Genomic DNA, 16,993 nt, shown 5'->3' with positions numbered 1-16,993 from the left:
AATAGCGGGATACATATAAAACGAACTATTTCTTCAAATCCTATTCCGGATATTATATTCTAAGATGATTTTAATATGTTTTATTTTTAAAATACACATGAAATCTTTCAATCCCGGGATATCTTTCTCCTAAACTTTTAACCTGAAAACCAATTTTTTCATAAAATTCTACTGCCTCATTGTCTGTCTCTGCTTCTATATAAGTTAATTGAAGCATTTTTACTACTTCTTTTATCATTTGCAACGCAATTCCTTTATGACGATATTGTGGAGCGACTGCTATATGACATATTCTCGCTTTATTTGCTCTGATTATTTCAATACCTATACAAGCCTCTTCTTCATATCTGTACAAAGTCCCTTTATTACTCTCATAATATAAAACTGCTTTCTTTAAGCTAGTTTCACTTGGCCCGACTGCATACTGTAACACATTTAAAATTGGATTTTTCTTAATTTGTTCCACGCGTTGCAAATTCATTTCTACATCCCTTTCCATGAAAAAAGACTAGCTCTATCTATAAAGAGCTAATCTCATTACGCTGTTATTTTTTCTTCTTTTTTCACAACGACCGCTACATAACTATGTAGTATCATTCCGACAATAACAAGACTCATTCCGATCCAAGATAAAGATAACGGAATTGGCGCAGATAGTAAGATAAGCTCTCCTACTAGCGCAAATAAAACTTCACCGGACTGTGTTGCTTCTACTGTTGCTAGTTTTTGTGGATCATCTTTTACAAGATCTGTCGCAAAGAAGAATAGTACTGTCGCGATTAAACCAGAACTAACTGCTACAATAAAACATTGGAAAACTTGGCTACTTGACGGTAATCCGCCTGTTGATACTTCATAACCAGATAGTAAAAACCAAAATGGTAAACTTGCTAATGTCATACCGAGAACTCGCTGGAATACGTCTAATTCACCTTTACAAACTTGCATCATTTTTCGATTTCCAAGAGGATACGCAAACGCTGCAATGAGTACAGGAACTACACATAAAACGGTTTCTCGAATTCCTAATGAAGAAGCATGTTCTACTTGCATGAGTACAACACCGCATAAAATAACCCCAGACATAACTAATTCCTTCATTGGAAGTTTTTTATGTAATGGATCTACTGCAAAAAATGGTGTTAACAAAATTCCTGCGACAATCGTAATTTGCCAAGTTGATGCAACAAGCCAACCAGGTCCAAAAGCTCCGGCAAAACTAAGTGGTGCATAGAAGAGACCAAATCCAACGATACTCCACACTAACCATTCTTTCGGATTATTTTTCATATATTGAAAGAGTTGCTTTAAGTTCCCTCTATACATGACAATAAGTACAAGCATCGGAACCATAAAGTAGTACCGTAATGAAGCACTCCAAATCCAGCTTCCACCTTCTAAGTCCATCGCCCGGTTTAAAACAAAGGTAAAGGCAAAGAAAAATGATGCCAATATCCCTACTGCAATAGCTTTCATTATAAAACCCCTTGTTTAGTTTCTTCTTATACTATACAACAAATTAAATATAATTAAAATTCGAAATCTTTATCTCGCATCTATTCTAGCTCTATATAGTTTTCTTAACTGACTAATATGAGCTTGATGGTACCGATTATGATCGGCTATATGCCATATTCCCCACCTTATAGTCGCAGTTTCTCCCTTCTCATAAAAAACTTCTCGTGTTAAATCATTTTCTGTTAGTTTCATGCATTCCACATAAAGCATATGTTGCACTGCTTCATAATCTTGCATTAATTGTTGCAACGTCTGTTTTCTTAAACTTGGTAGTTCTCCTACATCATTTAACATAGTTCCGTATTTATTTTCAAGCGCGAGGGGAACTGCTTCTCCTTTTAAGCGATACACCCAGTTCAAATCAACCACTGCCAAATGTTGAAGTAGTTGTCCGATGCTATTTTCATTATTTTCTGCCCCTTTGAAGGACAGTTCTTTCTCATCAGTACCTTCTACTAACTTTTGCAGTCGTTTAAATGTATCAGTAACCGTCGCATACAAAATCGCTACTTGCGGGTTCATATTTTTTTCTAAATGGAGATCTTTCATACTAAACTCCCTCTATTAAAAGAACAAGACCATATGTTCATCATCACTATACACACCATTCATCTTTATAGCTCTCTTTTCAATTCCATACGTTTTAAAGCCCATTGATTCATACAATTTTTTTGCTGGCTCGTTTGTGGACACAACACCTAATGTCAATTGTTCCAAGTTCTTTTCTCTTGCTTTTCCAATTGCCTTACGTATTAACTCACGTGCAAGGCCACTTCTTCGATTACCTGCATCTACATACATCGCAACGATATGACCTTTATGTTTATACGCCTCTTTTTCTTCAGTTAGTAAAGTGACAACTCCAACTAATTGATGATCCTCATTAAAAGCACCAAATGTACAACTAGTAGTAGCTGTTAAATTACCTTCCACTCGTTTAATAGGATTTTCCTGGCGAATCGCCTCTTCATAAGTTGTTACAAATGCCTCTGGGTTTACTTGTAATGCTTGTAAACGTAAGTCCCAATATTTTTTCGCATCTTCTTTCGTAAGTAATCGAATCATATTTCTCCAGCCCCTTTAAGTTAACATAATATTTTTATAAACTACCATTTAAAGATTCGTATTCTTCTCTTAACATACTATAACGATAACGATGAATGAACTTCCCTTGACGTAATCGATCATTCCTCATTAGTCCTTCACAAACAAAACTAGCCTTTTCATAACTCTTTCTAGCTTGAAAATTATCTTCATCTACACGTAGCCAAACTTTCTCTAATTCAAATTCAAAGAATCCCACATGTAACATTCTATATAGGGCTGCGATTCCATACCCTTTACCCCAATACTCTTTATTACCAATCGCGATTCCCAGTTCTGCATTTTTATTTATTTTATCAAAGTTTTTAAGATCTACCCATCCAATATGTATGCCGTTTTCTGTAGTGATAGCTCTTTGTTCATAACCATTTTTTCGATTTATACATGCTTCAATCCACTTTTTCGTATCTTCACGAGTGAACGGTGGATATTGATCCGGTACAACTAAATGATTTGTCACTTCTTTATCTAATGACCATTGATATCGCTCTTCTACATCATCTAGTGTCAGTTCTCTTAATTGAACGATTGGTACATTCATTATGCTATCCCCTTTTTATTTTCCTATAGAAAACCCTTCGAACATTCTTCCTCCATACTGTTCTAGCGTTTTTTCTACAAAAGTAATTAAGTTTCTTTTCTGATCCGTTGTATAAAAATGATCGAACGCCTCTACAAATTGATCTGCGTAATGTTCATCATATTTTCTAAGTACCCTTATAAACCATTTTGAACTTCCAAGCCATTTCCCATTTACTCTTAATATATATTCATGTAATAAATCAGCTAATAAATTCGCGATAAACAATTCTTCTTCCCTTTTTGATGCACCAATAAAATCGTCCAAAGTATCCGTAATAAAATACCGTTTTTGCTTCATCATTTCTTCAGTCCATTTAGCTGGCCCTTTATTTAGTAAATCATTTGCTTCTCTTTTTAATTTCTCAACAATTTCATTTTCTCCTTTTAATACAATCCCCTCTGAAACTAATTGTGGTAACGAAGGTCTCCCTCGGTCACAATCCATTTTAAAAAAAGTTTTACACGTTTCAAAATTATGTACAAACACTTCAACAGGCCATCCATTACTATAGAAAGATTCTCTATAACAAGACGGTAAATTTTGATCAACTATAACAATGTCCAGATCAGATGTTTTTGTCGCTTCTCCTCTTACAACGCTTCCTCCCAGTAAAGCTACATCACAATTCGGAAATTGTGATGTAATTATGCTTTGTGCTGCTTCCATTGGTTTCATAACCGTTCCCCTTTTCTTATTTCACTTTCTTTTTTTCAGCTCTTTCTCTCGCCTTTTGTATATACGGTTCTGCGTCTGGTGTTTTGCATGACGTTGCCCCGTGATCAACTTGTACTTTCCCAATTTCACGTGCAATTTCAATCGCTTTTCTCTCTAAGTCTTCATTACGAATTCCTATCGCGATTAAAGCACTATTCATCGCTTCTTTTTTTCTATTTTTTTCATTATGTATATTTGCTTTAATCTCTTCTAGATACGGAGTGAAGAATTCATCATGTAACGTTTTATTTTTAATCGCTATATTTGCTAATAGAGACCATCCTGCTCTTCCAATCCATTCATCATCAGACTTTGTCCATTCTTCCATTCTTTCTATCGCGATTGGCGACGTACAAATAGCCGTCATCAAAACGTCCATTAAACAATAATAATCAACTCCCTGTACCCATTTGTTTAGCTGTTCTGTCGTAACTTGCTTTGGTTCTAAAATCATTGTTGCTAAAGTCATTGCATCCATATTTTTTGTTTTCCATAATGAAATTGCTAAATCATGATCTTTTTTTATCTTCTTTTTTAACAATTTTAAATTGGCAAAACTAACTCCGAATAGTGGCTCTTTCGCTCCGTGGTTTTTATATGTTTTACGATTTTGTTCTGTTCCATATTTCTCTAGTTGCTGCATTACTTCTTCAAGTAACATATGCCCACCTCTTTATCTTTTATGTTGACTTCATATATGTATGTACGATATATTCTACATTACTTTTTGGTTTTCCTATATTTTTTTTAAAATACGGTATGTGAAATTTTGAAATTTCTACAGATAACTAAAACAACCACGAAAAACCTGTACATTTTACATATACAGGTTTTCATTTCATCAATTTCCCAAAGTATAAGAAATAGAATATGAAAGAACTTTTATTCATTCGATTTTCTCTATATTTGTTGTAAGCTCTTTATATCTGACCACTCTTCTATAGACACTGCGTCCGTAAAAACTGTAACTACATTAAAATTCGCACCTTTTTCTTTTCCGATTTGTTTAGTAGCTAATAAATTCGCTGCCGCAGACGTTCCTATTTTTATACCAGTTTCATTATAAAAACGTGCTATTTCATACAAAAAGAGCTTCTTTATTCAAATGCGTTCATAAGCACAATTCTCCAACCATCTGGATCCTCTATTGTGGTCCCTTTCTCTATCCAATACGGATTTTCTGGTTCTACCTCATGATAGCCCATTTTACTTAATCGATTCACTATTTTTTCAATTTCATCTTTATTAGGCATATAAAAAACTAGTAAATTATCTTTTGTCGGTGCCGGACATGGACTTCCATTAACATGCGTTGTAAACTCCAAATGATACTTGGCATCCGGTAATCCAAACATAACCCCATCATATCCTTCATGATTGTGAAATTCTCCTATACGCTTTAACCCTAACCCCGTCTCATAAAAACTTATAACTTCTTCAAATTTATCTGTTGGTCTTGCCATTCTAAATTGAACCCAATTCTTCATGCAAATCTCCTCCTTTTCATTTTCCAAAGCTTTATAGTAATCATTATAGGTTACATATATTTCCTTTAACATCCCTCATTAGAGTGAGAGCTGCCTATGTTGAAAGACCTATTAATTTATAAATAGTAGGACTTTAGTATTAAATCCACATAAAATTAACTATAGAAATATTAAGTTAAAATAAATATTTCTATAGTTAATTTTATTACATATGAAAAAGTTATCCTTGCAGGGCTTTTATATACCGATCAGCAGATCTTTGTACAGCCTTACTCGCATCTTCCACCAAACTATGAAATGAATTATATAAATCAAATCATACGAAAGTACGATTAGTCTCCTTCCTTTTAACTCTTTAATCATTAAATTAAAAAGTTAATCATAATGAAATAAAATAATCTATTAATAGTTTTTGTCAAAACCTTAACACAACAATATCAACTAATACACATCAGGGAGATAGTAGGTTTAATTTAAGGAGAGATTCTAATAGAAATCGTTATTATGCTTTATGATGGAATTACTGCATTAGATGCTATTGGTCTGTACGAAGTATTTGCTATAGCAAGCAGTATCAACAAAAAATTTATTGCTAAAATTAAGGGATTAATTAACTTTAATGCTTGAAAAATTTACAAAGAAGGATTAATACGCGGCCAATCTTCATTTAAAGAGCAATATATATGTTAAAAGACATTAATTAGAAAATAACTTTAAAGCAAAAGTTATATACATGAAATGCTTAAAGTCATATACAATATTATACAAACCACTTTCCTTCCTATATAAGAAAAGTGGTTTGTATCTTTTTCAAAATTTTTTGTTACAAAATCACGCTACATTTTTCACTAAACTACAACTACTCATTTTCTTTTTTCTTCTTTTGTTCCTCAGAAGGCTCTTCCGTTGGATCTGGTTCTTGTTCATCTTTTTTGTTTAATTCATTATTCTTTTCCATAGAAGGATCTTGTTTTTCATTTTTTTCCTCCTGTCTTTGTTCAGAAGGTTCCTCCGTTGGATCTGGCTCCTTTTCGTCTTTTGGAGCTGGATTACAGCCAATTAATAATCCTACTGTAAATATGCTTGTCATTAATATTGAAAACATTTTTTTATAATTCAATTAAAGCACCTCCTAAAATTAATTTCCGTTGTAGTGTTCCAATTAAAGATTAAAACTATCCTTTTTTTTGTTCCTTTTTTAAAAGTGTCTTTCCTTTCAAATCTTGCATACTTTTGGACAAACTTTTTTGCACTTGTAAAAAAGTTTTTTTGCATTTACCTACCTATAATTGCTAATATAGTAGAGTAGAACTTTTATAGAGAGAAGGAAAATTATGCACAATGGAATTCGAATGACAACTTTAGTGAAAAGGGCTATGTTGATTTGCGCGGGGGTATTATTTACATACGAAGCGGCTTTAGGATCAGCACATACTGCTCTAGCAAGTACAGAGGATGAAGCAAAATCTGTTCAACTTGTAAGTGAAATTCAATCATCTCTTGCACCGAAAGAAGCTCCAAAACAATATAATGGGCAAGTTAGAAAAGTAGCTTATTTAACATTTGATGATGGTCCTGGAAAATACACAGCTGAGCTTTTAGATATGTTAAAGAGAGAAAATGCAAAAGCAACATTTTTCCTAATTGGTTCAAACGTAAAAGCATTCCCTAATCTTGTAAAACGTGAAGATGCTGAAGGCCACTACGTTGGGATGCACAGTATGACTCATAACTACAAGAAACTTTACACAGAAGGTCATTACGTAGATGAAATGAAGGAAGACCAAGGCTTAATCGCTGGCGTTCTAGGTAAATCGCCAGTATTGACTCGTCCATCTTACGGCTCAATGCCAGGATTAAATGAAGCTCTTCGTAACAAAGTTGTTGAAAATGGCTTGAAAGTTTGGGATTGGACAATTGATTCTTTAGACTGGAAATATAACAAAATGCCTGTTGACGCTGCATCAGCTAAAATTGTCGAAAACGTTCTAAACGTTGCTAACAAACCGACAGAAGTTATTCTTATGCACGACATTCATCCTCAATCCGTTAAAGCAGTACCTGGAATTATAAAAGGACTGAAAGAAAAAGGATATGAATTAGAAGCCTATAATGAGAACGAACACTTCCCATTAAACTTCTGGCATGATAATCGTATGTAATGAAAAAGACTTGATTTCCTCTAGTAGGTTATTGAGTCTTTTTTTATCGTTTTTGGGTATTACTTCTCGTATATTCAATTCAAATTCCTCCTTCCTTTATATCCATAGAAATTAAGAATCAAATTAATTTAACTTAAAAACATGTCATGTTATACTATAGGCTATTTTAAATAAGTAGGTGTCACATGATAGTATATACAGTTCAAACTGAAGCAGCATGGAAACAATTTAAAAAACTTGGTTATTTAGAAGGAAGTAAAGAAAACATCAATCCCGATTTTATATATTCATACGATTGGATGGTACGTGTAGCTAAAAAAAGATTACCCCACTACGAAGGTAACTATCCTATTTGGGTCTGGGAAGCAAATAATTATCCAGATTGAAATGCTAAAGCCTGGGGTAGAGAAAATTCAAAAATGGTAATTTCAACACTTGATGTGCCGAATGAATGGGTACTATGGAGTGATATTAGTTACTGGTGTTGTGCCATGACTGCTAGCTCTATGTATTTTCATCAAACAAATAAACGAACATTAGAAGACTGGTTTACTTTTATGGATGAAGAGTACAGATTAATATTCGACTTCGATTATTTATTATCTCATCCTGATTGGTATAAAGGTAAAGAGACTTCATTAGAAAAACAAGGTGTTATCGGCAAAATCCCCCTTTCCTTTGTAAAAAAAGTCAGACGTTTTCGTGTTAAGAAAGATAAATCTATTAATGAAATCAGAAGTGATAACTGGGATAATAGAAAAGAAAACCGTATCAAAAAGATGAATCGAAAATTAAGAAAAAGAAACGAAAAGCAAAAAAATTGCAAAAGCGACTTATACGGAATTAAAACATATATATCAAAATACAGTAAGAAATTATGGATTGATTATACAAATTCAATCCTATTTTTTATATTATCAACACTTTAGCACATATTACTCTTAAGGAGTGATGTGTATATGGATTTTCTTTCAACCGAATATTTGTCTGCCTTACTTGCCATCATTGTAATTGATTTAGTGTTAGCCGGTGATAATGCCATTGTAATTGGGTTAGCAGCAAGGCGATTACCGAAAGATCAGCAAAAGAAAGTTATTATTTGGGGAACTATCGGGGCAATCGCGATTAGAGCCCTCGCTACTTTAGTTGTCGTTTGGTTATTAAAAATACCAGGGCTACTTCTAATTGGTGGTGTACTCCTTATATGGATCGCTTACAAATTAATTGCTGAAGGTAAAGATCATGATATTAAGGCAGAAGAAGGATTTTGGTCTGCTATAAAAACCATTATTATTGCTGATGCGTTAATGGGTATTGATAATGTACTTGCTGTTGCAGGAGCTGCGCATGGCAATTTTTCTTTAGTCATCATTGGACTATTAGTATCTATTCCAGTAGTAGTATGGGGCAGTACCTTAATTTTAAAATGGGTGGACCGGTTCCCTGTCATCATTACGATTGGAGCTGCTGTTTTAGCTTATACTGCCGCGAAAATGATTGTAGATGAGAAATGGTTCGCTGGATTTTTCGAAAGTAATCCTTTCATAAAATGGGCATTTATCATTATTATCATTGCCGGTGTAGTATTCTTTGGAAAGATGAAACAAAAAACGAAAGATAATTCAATATAATGACAACGTTATATGTACAAACAAAAGCGCTACTCATATGAGTAGCGCTTTTTAATATTTATTTCGTTTCTCCGTCTTCAGTCGTCTTTACCTTAGTTTTATTTTTATCACGATGGTTATAGTTGTACTTCGAACGATCGACCGGTGTAAATCCTTCCGGTGTATAGAATCGTAATAAGTCACCGTTTACGACTTGGTCAGAGTATTTCAGTGATTTTTGAACCATTTGTTCATTTTGTTTTATTTCGTCTGTTAATTCTACAGATTCACCAGTAGCTGTATCATAGTATTTTCCATTCAGTGCAGTAACTGTTGGACTTACGAAGTTACCGTTACGGAATGGAACAACTTGTTTATGCTCTGGTGATAATAAATCTGATCCGAACTGGACATAATTTTTCGTATCTGTACCTAGTAAGTGTAATAGTGTCGGCAGAATATCAATTTCTCCGCCGTATTGATGTTGTACGCCGCCCTTCATTCCTGGAACACGAATGATTAATGGCACACGTTGCAGTTGTGCATTTTCAAATGAGTTCATTTCTTTACCCATTACTTGAGACATTGCTGCGCCATGGTTATCTGAAATACCGTAATGATCACCGTACATAACGATAATTGAGTTATCGTATAAACCAGATTGTTTCAAGTAATCCAAGAATCCTTTTACAGACTCATCTAAATAACGTGCTGTTTGGAAATACGTATCTACTGAAGAGTCACCTGTTTTAGCTGGTTCAATCGTCGCTTCCTCTTTATCAATTGGATAAGGGAAATGGTTCGATAACGTAATGAACTTCGTATAGAACGGTTGTTTCAATGTTTGTAATAACGGAATGGATTCGTTAAAGAACGGTTTATCTTTTAATCCATAGTTTACTACATCTTTTTCATTCATATCATAGTATGACGCATCAAAAAATTTATTGAAACCAAATGATTTATAAATATCATCACGGTTCCAGAACGTTTTGTAATTACCGTGGAATACAGCTGATGTGTATCCTTGTTGACCTAAAATAGCTGGTGCTGATTGATACGTGTTATGAGCTTTATTTGTAAAAACAGATCCTTGCGGTAACCCATACATTGAGTTTTCTAGCATGAACTCAGCATCAGATGTTTTACCTTGTCCTGTTTGATGGAAGAAGTTATCAAAGTATAGCGTATTCGCATCTTTTGTAAATGAATTTAAGAACGGTGTAACTTCTTGCCCGTTTAATTTATAATCAATTAAAAAGTTTTGGAATGACTCTAAATGAATATAAATTACGTTCATTCCTTTTCCTTTACCGAAGTACTCAGGATTAGGACTTGCATATGTTGATGCAAGATAATTTCTAACCTCTGTCATATTATCTCCATCAGCTAACGCTCGTTCTGTTGATGCTTTCGCACTTTGAATGCCATCATAAATCGTATAGTTGTATGCCCCTAAATATTTCACAATGTAATTGCGGTCAAATGTTCTTGTTAATAATTCAGGACGATCGGATTCTGCAAGACCTAAATTAATGCTGAATAATAAAATACCTGCTACAAATACTAGTGATACTTTATGTTTCGCAACACGAATTGGTTTTGGATTTGCAAATTTTGTTGCAACTAAAACGATTAAAATGATTGTATCTAAGAAATATAGTGGATCATATGCGTGTAGCAATGCAAAAATACTACCACCTAAATCTCCAAAGTTATTCGTTTGTGTTAATGTCGGGAACGTAATAAAGTCACTGAAAAAGCGATAATATACTACGTTTGCGTATAACAGTATAGACATTAACAAATTAATAACAATTAACCAAATGTAAGCACGTTTCCCCTTTGCGAATAATGCGAGCCCTAAAAATAAAACTGCTGAGCTTAACGGGTTGAAAAACAGTAAAAACTTTTGGATTGTGTTGGATATCCCTAAATTAAATTCTGTCACATATGCTGCGTATGTTTTTAACCAGAATAAAATAATGGCAAACACGAAAAATCCAAAGTGATTGCTTAACACTCGCTTACTCTTTAATAGTAATTGTTTCATCTCTCCACCTCTTTTGATCATCCAAGGCTTATTTTTTTATAAGTCTGTCTCTATTCAATTTTTTATCTTCAAATAGATTTTGTTTGTTTAACTAAATGAAGAATATTAGTAATTATAATTTGAAGCTAGTATTTATTCAACTATTTCTTTCTAGACAGTTTGACCTTGGTTTCTATTTAATAAAATAAATTTGTAACATTTTCTGTTTTCTCCCAAGTCTCATCAACTAATTATGACTCCACATACTATAAACCTTTCTTTACTGCTTCGCAAATAAATATGTCTCCAGTTCTGGAACATTAATGTAATATAATGAAATTCACAATAGATAGTATTTGTTTTTTTCTGTGTATATTAAATTCCTTCATATATTTCAAGTTTATTCTTAATACAGTCCTTTCTCTATATATAACATCAAAAGGTCTTTTCTTCTCTAAAGTTATTTCTGTATAATTATTCACAATTCATAAAATAAAAGATTATAAAAAAACCTCGCTCTCATAAAGAGAGCGAGGTTTTTCATCATCTATTATTGACCTTTGTACATTGCTTCTACTTGTTTTTGAAGTTCTTCATTTTCTAAGAACTCATCGTAAGTAGCCTCTTTATCGATTACACCGTTTGGCGTTACTTCGATAATGCGGTTTGCAATTGTTTGTACGAACTGATGGTCATGAGATGTGAATAACATTGTACCTTTAAATGCGATTAAACCGTTGTTTAATGCAGTGATAGACTCAAGGTCTAAGTGGTTCGTTGGATCGTCAAGTGTGATTACGTTCGCACCACTTAACATCATTTTAGATAGCATACAACGAACTTTTTCGCCTCCAGATAATACAGAAACTTTCTTCTTAACTTCTTCACCTGAGAATAACATACGGCCTAAGAAACCACGTAAGAAGCTTTCTGACTCATCTTGTGGAGAGAATTGGCGTAACCAATCAACTAAGTTGGAGTCACTGTTCTCAAAGTATTTAGAGTTATCTCTTGGGAAGTAAGATTGAGATGTTGTAACGCCCCATTTGAATGAACCGCTATCTGGCTCCATTTCACCCATAAGGATTTTAAATAATGTTGTCATCGCAATATCGTTACGACCGATAAATGCAACTTTATCACCTTTATTTAAAGTGAAGTACACATTATCTAACACTTTTTCACCATCAATTGTTTTAGAAAGACCTTCAACAGTTAATAAGTCATTTCCTATTTCACGCTCAGGTGTAAAGCCAACAAATGGGTAACGACGTGATGATGGTCTAATATCATCTAATGTAATTTTATCTAATAATTTTTTACGAGAAGTTGCTTGTTTCGCTTTAGATGCGTTTGAGCTAAAGCGTGCAATGAAGTTTTGTAACTCTTTTACTTTCTCTTCTTTTTTCTTATTAGCATCTTGTGTTAATTTTAAAGCTAATTGGCTTGACTCATACCAGAAGTCATAGTTACCAACATAAAGTTGAATTTTACCGAAATCAAGATCAGCCATGTGCGTACAAACTTTATTTAAGAAGTGACGGTCATGGGATACAACGATTACTGTATTTTCAAAGTTCATTAAGAAGTTTTCTAACCATTGAATCGCTTTTAAGTCCAAGTGGTTGGTAGGCTCATCTAGTAATAGAATGTCAGGTTTACCGAATAATGCTTGAGCAAGTAATACTTTTACTTTCTCTGCCCCAGTTAATTCTGACAATTTCTTATCATGAACATCTTCACCAATACCTAAACCTTTAAGAAGGATTGCAGCTTCTGATTCTGCTTCCCAACCGTTAAGCTCAGCGAACTCACCTTCAAGTTCAGCAGCACGCATACCATCTTCATCACTAAAGTCTTCTTTCATGTAAATGGCATTTTTCTCTTGCATTACTTTATAAAGTTGCGTGTGACCCATAATTACTGTTTCTAATACTGGGAACTCTTCATATTCGAAGTGGTTCTGTTTTAATACTGCTAGACGCTCACCTGGCGTAATATGTATATCACCTGTTGATTGTTCGATTTCTCCAGATAAAATCTTTAGAAATGTTGATTTACCCGCACCGTTTGCTCCGATTAAACCGTAGCAGTTACCTGGCGTGAATTTTATGTTAACATCTTCAAACAATTTGCGATCCGCGAAACGCAAACTAACGTTACTTACTGTAATCATTTGTGTCCTCCTACTAATACCGCTTATTTCAGCGTTTTCTCACCGATTGTCTTAAAAAATCGCATATTACGACTCAATTATTGTAGACTATAGCTATTATATAGTAGAAAAGGGATGAATAGCAACGGTTGATTGCTATTCATCCCTTTTCTACCTTGAATAAAATGTATGTTTTTAACGAAACAATATTATGATAGAAGCACATTATACAATTTAAGGAGCCTTTATTTTGAAGAAAATATTTATAATTGGAGCATAATGTTTATCGCTCACTTCCTATACAAATAAATGGCGAAATGAAAGATGAAAAGTTTGCAAAATATAAAGATGTGATGGACAAGTTTATAAAATAAGAAAAAACCCCTTTGAAAAGGGGTTTTTTTCTTATTTTCTTTTGCTTAATTTCTTTGTATAATTCTTTATTTTACTTGTTAACCCTATTAAAGCAGGTAATAATATTGGCATAACAATTATCGCTAATAGTAACAGTGCAACACCAACAACAGATGCTACTTGTATAAGCGTCAATACGCCTGAAGGGATTAATGCAGCAAATGTACCGCCTAAAATAAATGCCGCCGATAATACAACTCCTCCTATGTGACGAGATGCATTTACAATTTTCGTTGCGGGATCCCCTTCTAACTCATTGTATCGCATCATTACGAAAATGCTATAATCCACACCTAAAGCGACAATCATAATAAAACTAAAGAATGGCACATTCCAGCTTAATGACTCTACGTTTAATACGTGTGTACTAATTTGTTCACTTATGCCAAGTGATGCAAAATAAGCTAATATTAAAGATCCAATAATAAAGATTGTATTTAAAAATGACCGTGTAATAATGATTAATACAATCGCAATTCCAATTAACATAATTGTAGCTGTATGTAAGAAATCTTGGCCTGTTACTTCTTTTAAATCAACGTTTCTAGCTGTTGTGCCGCCGATTGCTTTTTTCGCCGATTTTAATTCTGTACCATTTAACGTACCGTCTATCGTTTTATTAATTTCTTCAATGATTGGCATCGCTTCTTTTGAATATGGATTTACGTCTAAAATGATTGTCATTTTAGCAGTCTTTCTATCATGTGACATGTACGTATTCAATGCTTTTTGGAAAGCTTCTCCCTCTAACACTTCTTTTGGGATATAAAATTTCTCAGAGCTTTTTGATTCATTTAGTTCCCCTAAATATTTTTGAGCATCTCCTAGGCCGTTACTTACCTTTTCAAGCCCTTCTGTACTTTTAGATAATCCTGATTGTAATTGCCCCATCTGTTCTTGCAAGTCTTTCAGCCCGGTTAATAGCTGACCTTGCCCGTCGTTTATTTTTGTTAATCCGGTTTGTAACTCAGATGACTTGTTCGCAATTTGTTTTGAACCTGTAGCACCTTCATTTAATCCATTTTTAAGATCAGCTGCTCCTTTTTGTAACTTAGTAACTCCATCGCTCATGCCTTTTAAGCCGTTATCCACTTTCGATAACGCTTGATTCGCTTCTTTAAATGAACCCAATGCCGCTTTATGTTGCGTTGCTAATTTATTTAATTCATTTGAAAGCTCACCTAATTGCTTTTGAGCCTCTTTAGCGATCCCTATCGTTTGCAGTATGTTCGGATCATTTGCTAATTCTGGTTTCGTTTGAATGAAATTCGTCATTAACATTTCAATTTGTTCATAGCCTTTTTTCGCACCATCAATCGCTTGAGAAATACTTCCGAAGTATTGATCGTAGGAACTTAAACCTTTTTCTAACTGCGAATAACCAGCATGAAGTTGTGAAGTTGCATTAGATAATACACTAATATTTTCATTTACTGAAGTTAACCCACTCTCAATTTGCTGCGCACCTTGTGCTCCGTCATTTATGCCATTTGAAAGTTGATTTAAAGCTGTTCCTAATGCTGTTACACCATTTTTTGCTTCCGTTGTTCCATCAATTAATTTTTGAACGTTTGCAAGACTATTTGAATCTTTACTACCCATTTTATCTTTCGCAGTAGTTAATCCATCATTAATTTCCTTTATACCACCATTGGCATCTCCTAATCCTGTATTTAGTTCTCCCGCTTGTTTATTTATATATAGTTCTTTTATCCTTTCACCGGTTGGACGCGTCGGTGAATATACTTCTGAAACACCTTTCACTTTCAAAATCTTATCAGTTAGTTCGTCTAAAGTTTGAAGCGAACTCGCCTCATCTAACTTGTTATCTGATTGAATGACTAACGTACTTGGTGAAGAAAAACCTGGTGGAAAATGCTCTTCTATTACGTTAATCCCCATTTTCGATTCATATTTATTATCTACTTCAAATAAATCATTGTAATTTAGTGTGTTAGAGTATTTCATTACAAAAGGAATCGATATCACAAATACAATGATTAAAGCGACAAATGGTCTTTCTACTGAGTTTTTCGCAAGAAATCCCCATAATCGACTATCCTCATGACCTTTAAATGTTTTAACTGGATAAAACATTCCTTTTCCTAAAAGCACCATGAAAAATGGATTTAACGTAGTTAATACGAGTAATAATACTGCGACACCAATTGCTACTGCTGAAGTAGATTGATATAATTTAAAACTTGCTAAAGCAAGAGATGCAAAACCGATTAGTACTGCTATCCCGCTATATAAAACGGTTTTCCCTGCTGATTTAAACGTTTCTTTCGTAGCCAAAAATGCATTTTCTTGTTTACTTAATTCTTCTTTAAATCTTGTATATAGTAAAATGTTATAGTCTGTTCCAACTCCAAACAGGACAACAACTACAAACACTTGTGTAAAGTTAGAAAACGGAAAATTAAATTGATCTACTAGATGGGCAATAATCCCCATTGAAACTAAATATGACACACCCACTGTAAGAAGAGATACAATTGGAACAATTGGTGAACGAAATACAATGATTAATACAACTAGAATGAAAATGATAGAAATAACTTCTGTCTTCTTCACTCCCTCTTGAGAGGAAGTAAGAAAATCACCCGCTATTAAATCACTTCCTGTTAAGTACGTTTTTACCCCTTTCGTTTGCACTTTTTTATGAAGCCCATTTGCAACTTTTGATATTTCACCATTTTTTTTATCTACAGAGATTTGCGTTAAAATGGTCGTATTGTCTTTAGATATCAATTGTTTTTCCAAATCTTTATTATCTAAATGTGAAACAACTTCCTTAATTCCTAATTGCTCTTTTTCATTTTGTAAAGCATGGATTGTTTTTACGATTTCCTCTTTTTGCTCAGTTGTTAAAGCTATTTTACTTCCACTATTAAAAACAGCTATAATTTCATACTTTTCAGTCCCGTCTTTATCCATCTCTTTTATCATCTTGTCAGCAATACTACTTTGTTCTGTATTAGGAATCGTAATGTGCCCTTTTTCTTTCACTAATTTATCCATATTAGGCATCGTTACGATCATTGTAATAGTAATAACTATCCATAATAGAAAAGATAAACTTCTCCAATTTTTCAGCTTACTCATTTTAATCAACTCCCATTTTGAAAATTAAAAGGGAATGAACGTTCATTCCTATCATTCTATTACATTATTTTTTAAACTCTATTAAACTAGCTTTTCTGGAATGAAC

Annotated in this window: 14 protein-coding genes and 3 pseudogenes; 4 read left to right on the top strand and 13 right to left on the bottom strand. The window is 33.6% G+C overall.

The window, feature by feature from the left end:
• Positions 1 to 70 precede the first annotated feature (70 nt).
• The 9 genes and pseudogenes from QCI46_RS13025 to QCI46_RS12985 form a co-directional block, all read right to left on the bottom strand.
• Positions 71 to 481, bottom strand: a complete 411-nt coding sequence (locus tag QCI46_RS13025) for a GNAT family N-acetyltransferase (protein ID WP_353840462.1) — start codon at positions 479 to 481, stop codon at positions 71 to 73.
• A gap of 56 nt (positions 482 to 537) precedes the next feature.
• On the bottom strand, positions 538 to 1,476 hold the full coding sequence (locus QCI46_RS13020; RefSeq protein ID WP_353840461.1) for a DMT family transporter: 939 nt from the start codon (positions 1,474 to 1,476) through the stop codon (positions 538 to 540).
• A gap of 69 nt (positions 1,477 to 1,545) precedes the next feature.
• On the bottom strand, positions 1,546 to 2,067 hold the full coding sequence (locus QCI46_RS13015) for a DinB family protein (protein ID WP_353840460.1): 522 nt from the start codon (positions 2,065 to 2,067) through the stop codon (positions 1,546 to 1,548).
• Positions 2,068 to 2,082: 15 nt separating this feature from the next.
• A complete protein-coding gene (locus tag QCI46_RS13010) occupies positions 2,083 to 2,583 on the bottom strand; it encodes a GNAT family N-acetyltransferase (protein WP_353840459.1) in 501 nt (166 codons plus the stop codon).
• 34 nt (positions 2,584 to 2,617) lie between these two features.
• On the bottom strand, positions 2,618 to 3,163 hold the full coding sequence (locus QCI46_RS13005; protein ID WP_353840458.1) for a GNAT family N-acetyltransferase: 546 nt from the start codon (positions 3,161 to 3,163) through the stop codon (positions 2,618 to 2,620).
• 15 nt (positions 3,164 to 3,178) lie between these two features.
• The gene (locus QCI46_RS13000) at positions 3,179 to 3,880 is read right to left on the bottom strand and encodes a nucleotidyltransferase domain-containing protein (RefSeq protein ID WP_353840457.1); all 702 of its coding nucleotides are present in this window, start codon (positions 3,878 to 3,880) and stop codon (positions 3,179 to 3,181) included.
• A gap of 16 nt (positions 3,881 to 3,896) precedes the next feature.
• Positions 3,897 to 4,580, bottom strand: coding sequence for a DNA alkylation repair protein (locus tag QCI46_RS12995; RefSeq protein WP_353840456.1), 684 nt, complete (start codon positions 4,578 to 4,580; stop codon positions 3,897 to 3,899).
• Between the two features lie 239 nt (positions 4,581 to 4,819).
• Positions 4,820 to 5,005, bottom strand: a pseudogene (locus tag QCI46_RS12990) (cysteine synthase family protein); the annotation flags it as partial.
• 11 nt (positions 5,006 to 5,016) lie between these two features.
• Entirely contained in the window at positions 5,017 to 5,406 is a 390-nt protein-coding gene (locus tag QCI46_RS12985; RefSeq protein WP_098189752.1) for a VOC family protein, read from the bottom strand.
• 489 nt (positions 5,407 to 5,895) lie between these two features.
• On the opposite strand from QCI46_RS12985, the pseudogene QCI46_RS12980 reads away from it, so the two are divergent.
• Positions 5,896 to 6,030, top strand: a pseudogene (locus QCI46_RS12980) (DJ-1/PfpI family protein); the annotation flags it as partial.
• 235 nt (positions 6,031 to 6,265) lie between these two features.
• Here the strand turns inward: QCI46_RS12980 and QCI46_RS12975 are convergent.
• Positions 6,266 to 6,526 carry a hypothetical protein gene (locus tag QCI46_RS12975; RefSeq protein ID WP_353840455.1) on the bottom strand — a complete coding sequence of 87 codons (261 nt, stop codon included), beginning with the start codon at positions 6,524 to 6,526 and terminating at the stop codon, positions 6,266 to 6,268.
• Positions 6,527 to 6,740: 214 nt separating this feature from the next.
• Between QCI46_RS12975 and QCI46_RS12970 the strand changes: the two genes are divergently transcribed.
• From QCI46_RS12970 to QCI46_RS12960, 3 genes and pseudogenes are all read left to right on the top strand, one after another.
• Positions 6,741 to 7,568, top strand: coding sequence for a peptidoglycan-N-acetylglucosamine deacetylase (locus QCI46_RS12970; RefSeq protein ID WP_353840454.1), 828 nt, complete (start codon positions 6,741 to 6,743; stop codon positions 7,566 to 7,568).
• Positions 7,569 to 7,753: 185 nt separating this feature from the next.
• Positions 7,754 to 8,415, top strand: a pseudogene (locus QCI46_RS12965) (DUF3841 domain-containing protein).
• Between the two features lie 112 nt (positions 8,416 to 8,527).
• Positions 8,528 to 9,199: a TerC family protein gene (locus QCI46_RS12960; RefSeq protein WP_088082048.1), complete on the top strand. Its 672-nt coding sequence runs from the start codon at positions 8,528 to 8,530 to the stop codon at positions 9,197 to 9,199.
• A gap of 58 nt (positions 9,200 to 9,257) precedes the next feature.
• On the opposite strand, the gene ltaS is transcribed toward QCI46_RS12960, so the two are convergent.
• The 3 genes from ltaS to QCI46_RS12945 form a co-directional block, all read right to left on the bottom strand.
• A complete protein-coding gene (gene ltaS / locus QCI46_RS12955; RefSeq protein WP_353840453.1) occupies positions 9,258 to 11,231 on the bottom strand; it encodes a lipoteichoic acid synthase in 1,974 nt (657 codons plus the stop codon).
• Between the two features lie 529 nt (positions 11,232 to 11,760).
• The gene (locus QCI46_RS12950) at positions 11,761 to 13,386 is read right to left on the bottom strand and encodes an ABC-F family ATP-binding cassette domain-containing protein (protein ID WP_000633870.1); all 1,626 of its coding nucleotides are present in this window, start codon (positions 13,384 to 13,386) and stop codon (positions 11,761 to 11,763) included.
• A 384-nt stretch (positions 13,387 to 13,770) separates the two neighbouring features.
• Positions 13,771 to 16,887: an MMPL family transporter gene (locus QCI46_RS12945; protein ID WP_353840452.1), complete on the bottom strand. Its 3,117-nt coding sequence runs from the start codon at positions 16,885 to 16,887 to the stop codon at positions 13,771 to 13,773.
• Positions 16,888 to 16,993 lie beyond the last annotated feature (106 nt).

Origin of the sequence: Bacillus cereus group sp. RP32 (genome assembly GCF_040459735.1) — a bacterium.
Lineage (GTDB): Bacteria > Bacillota > Bacilli > Bacillales > Bacillaceae_G > Bacillus_A > Bacillus_A wiedmannii.
This window is presented reverse-complemented; position numbering and strand designations above follow the sequence as displayed.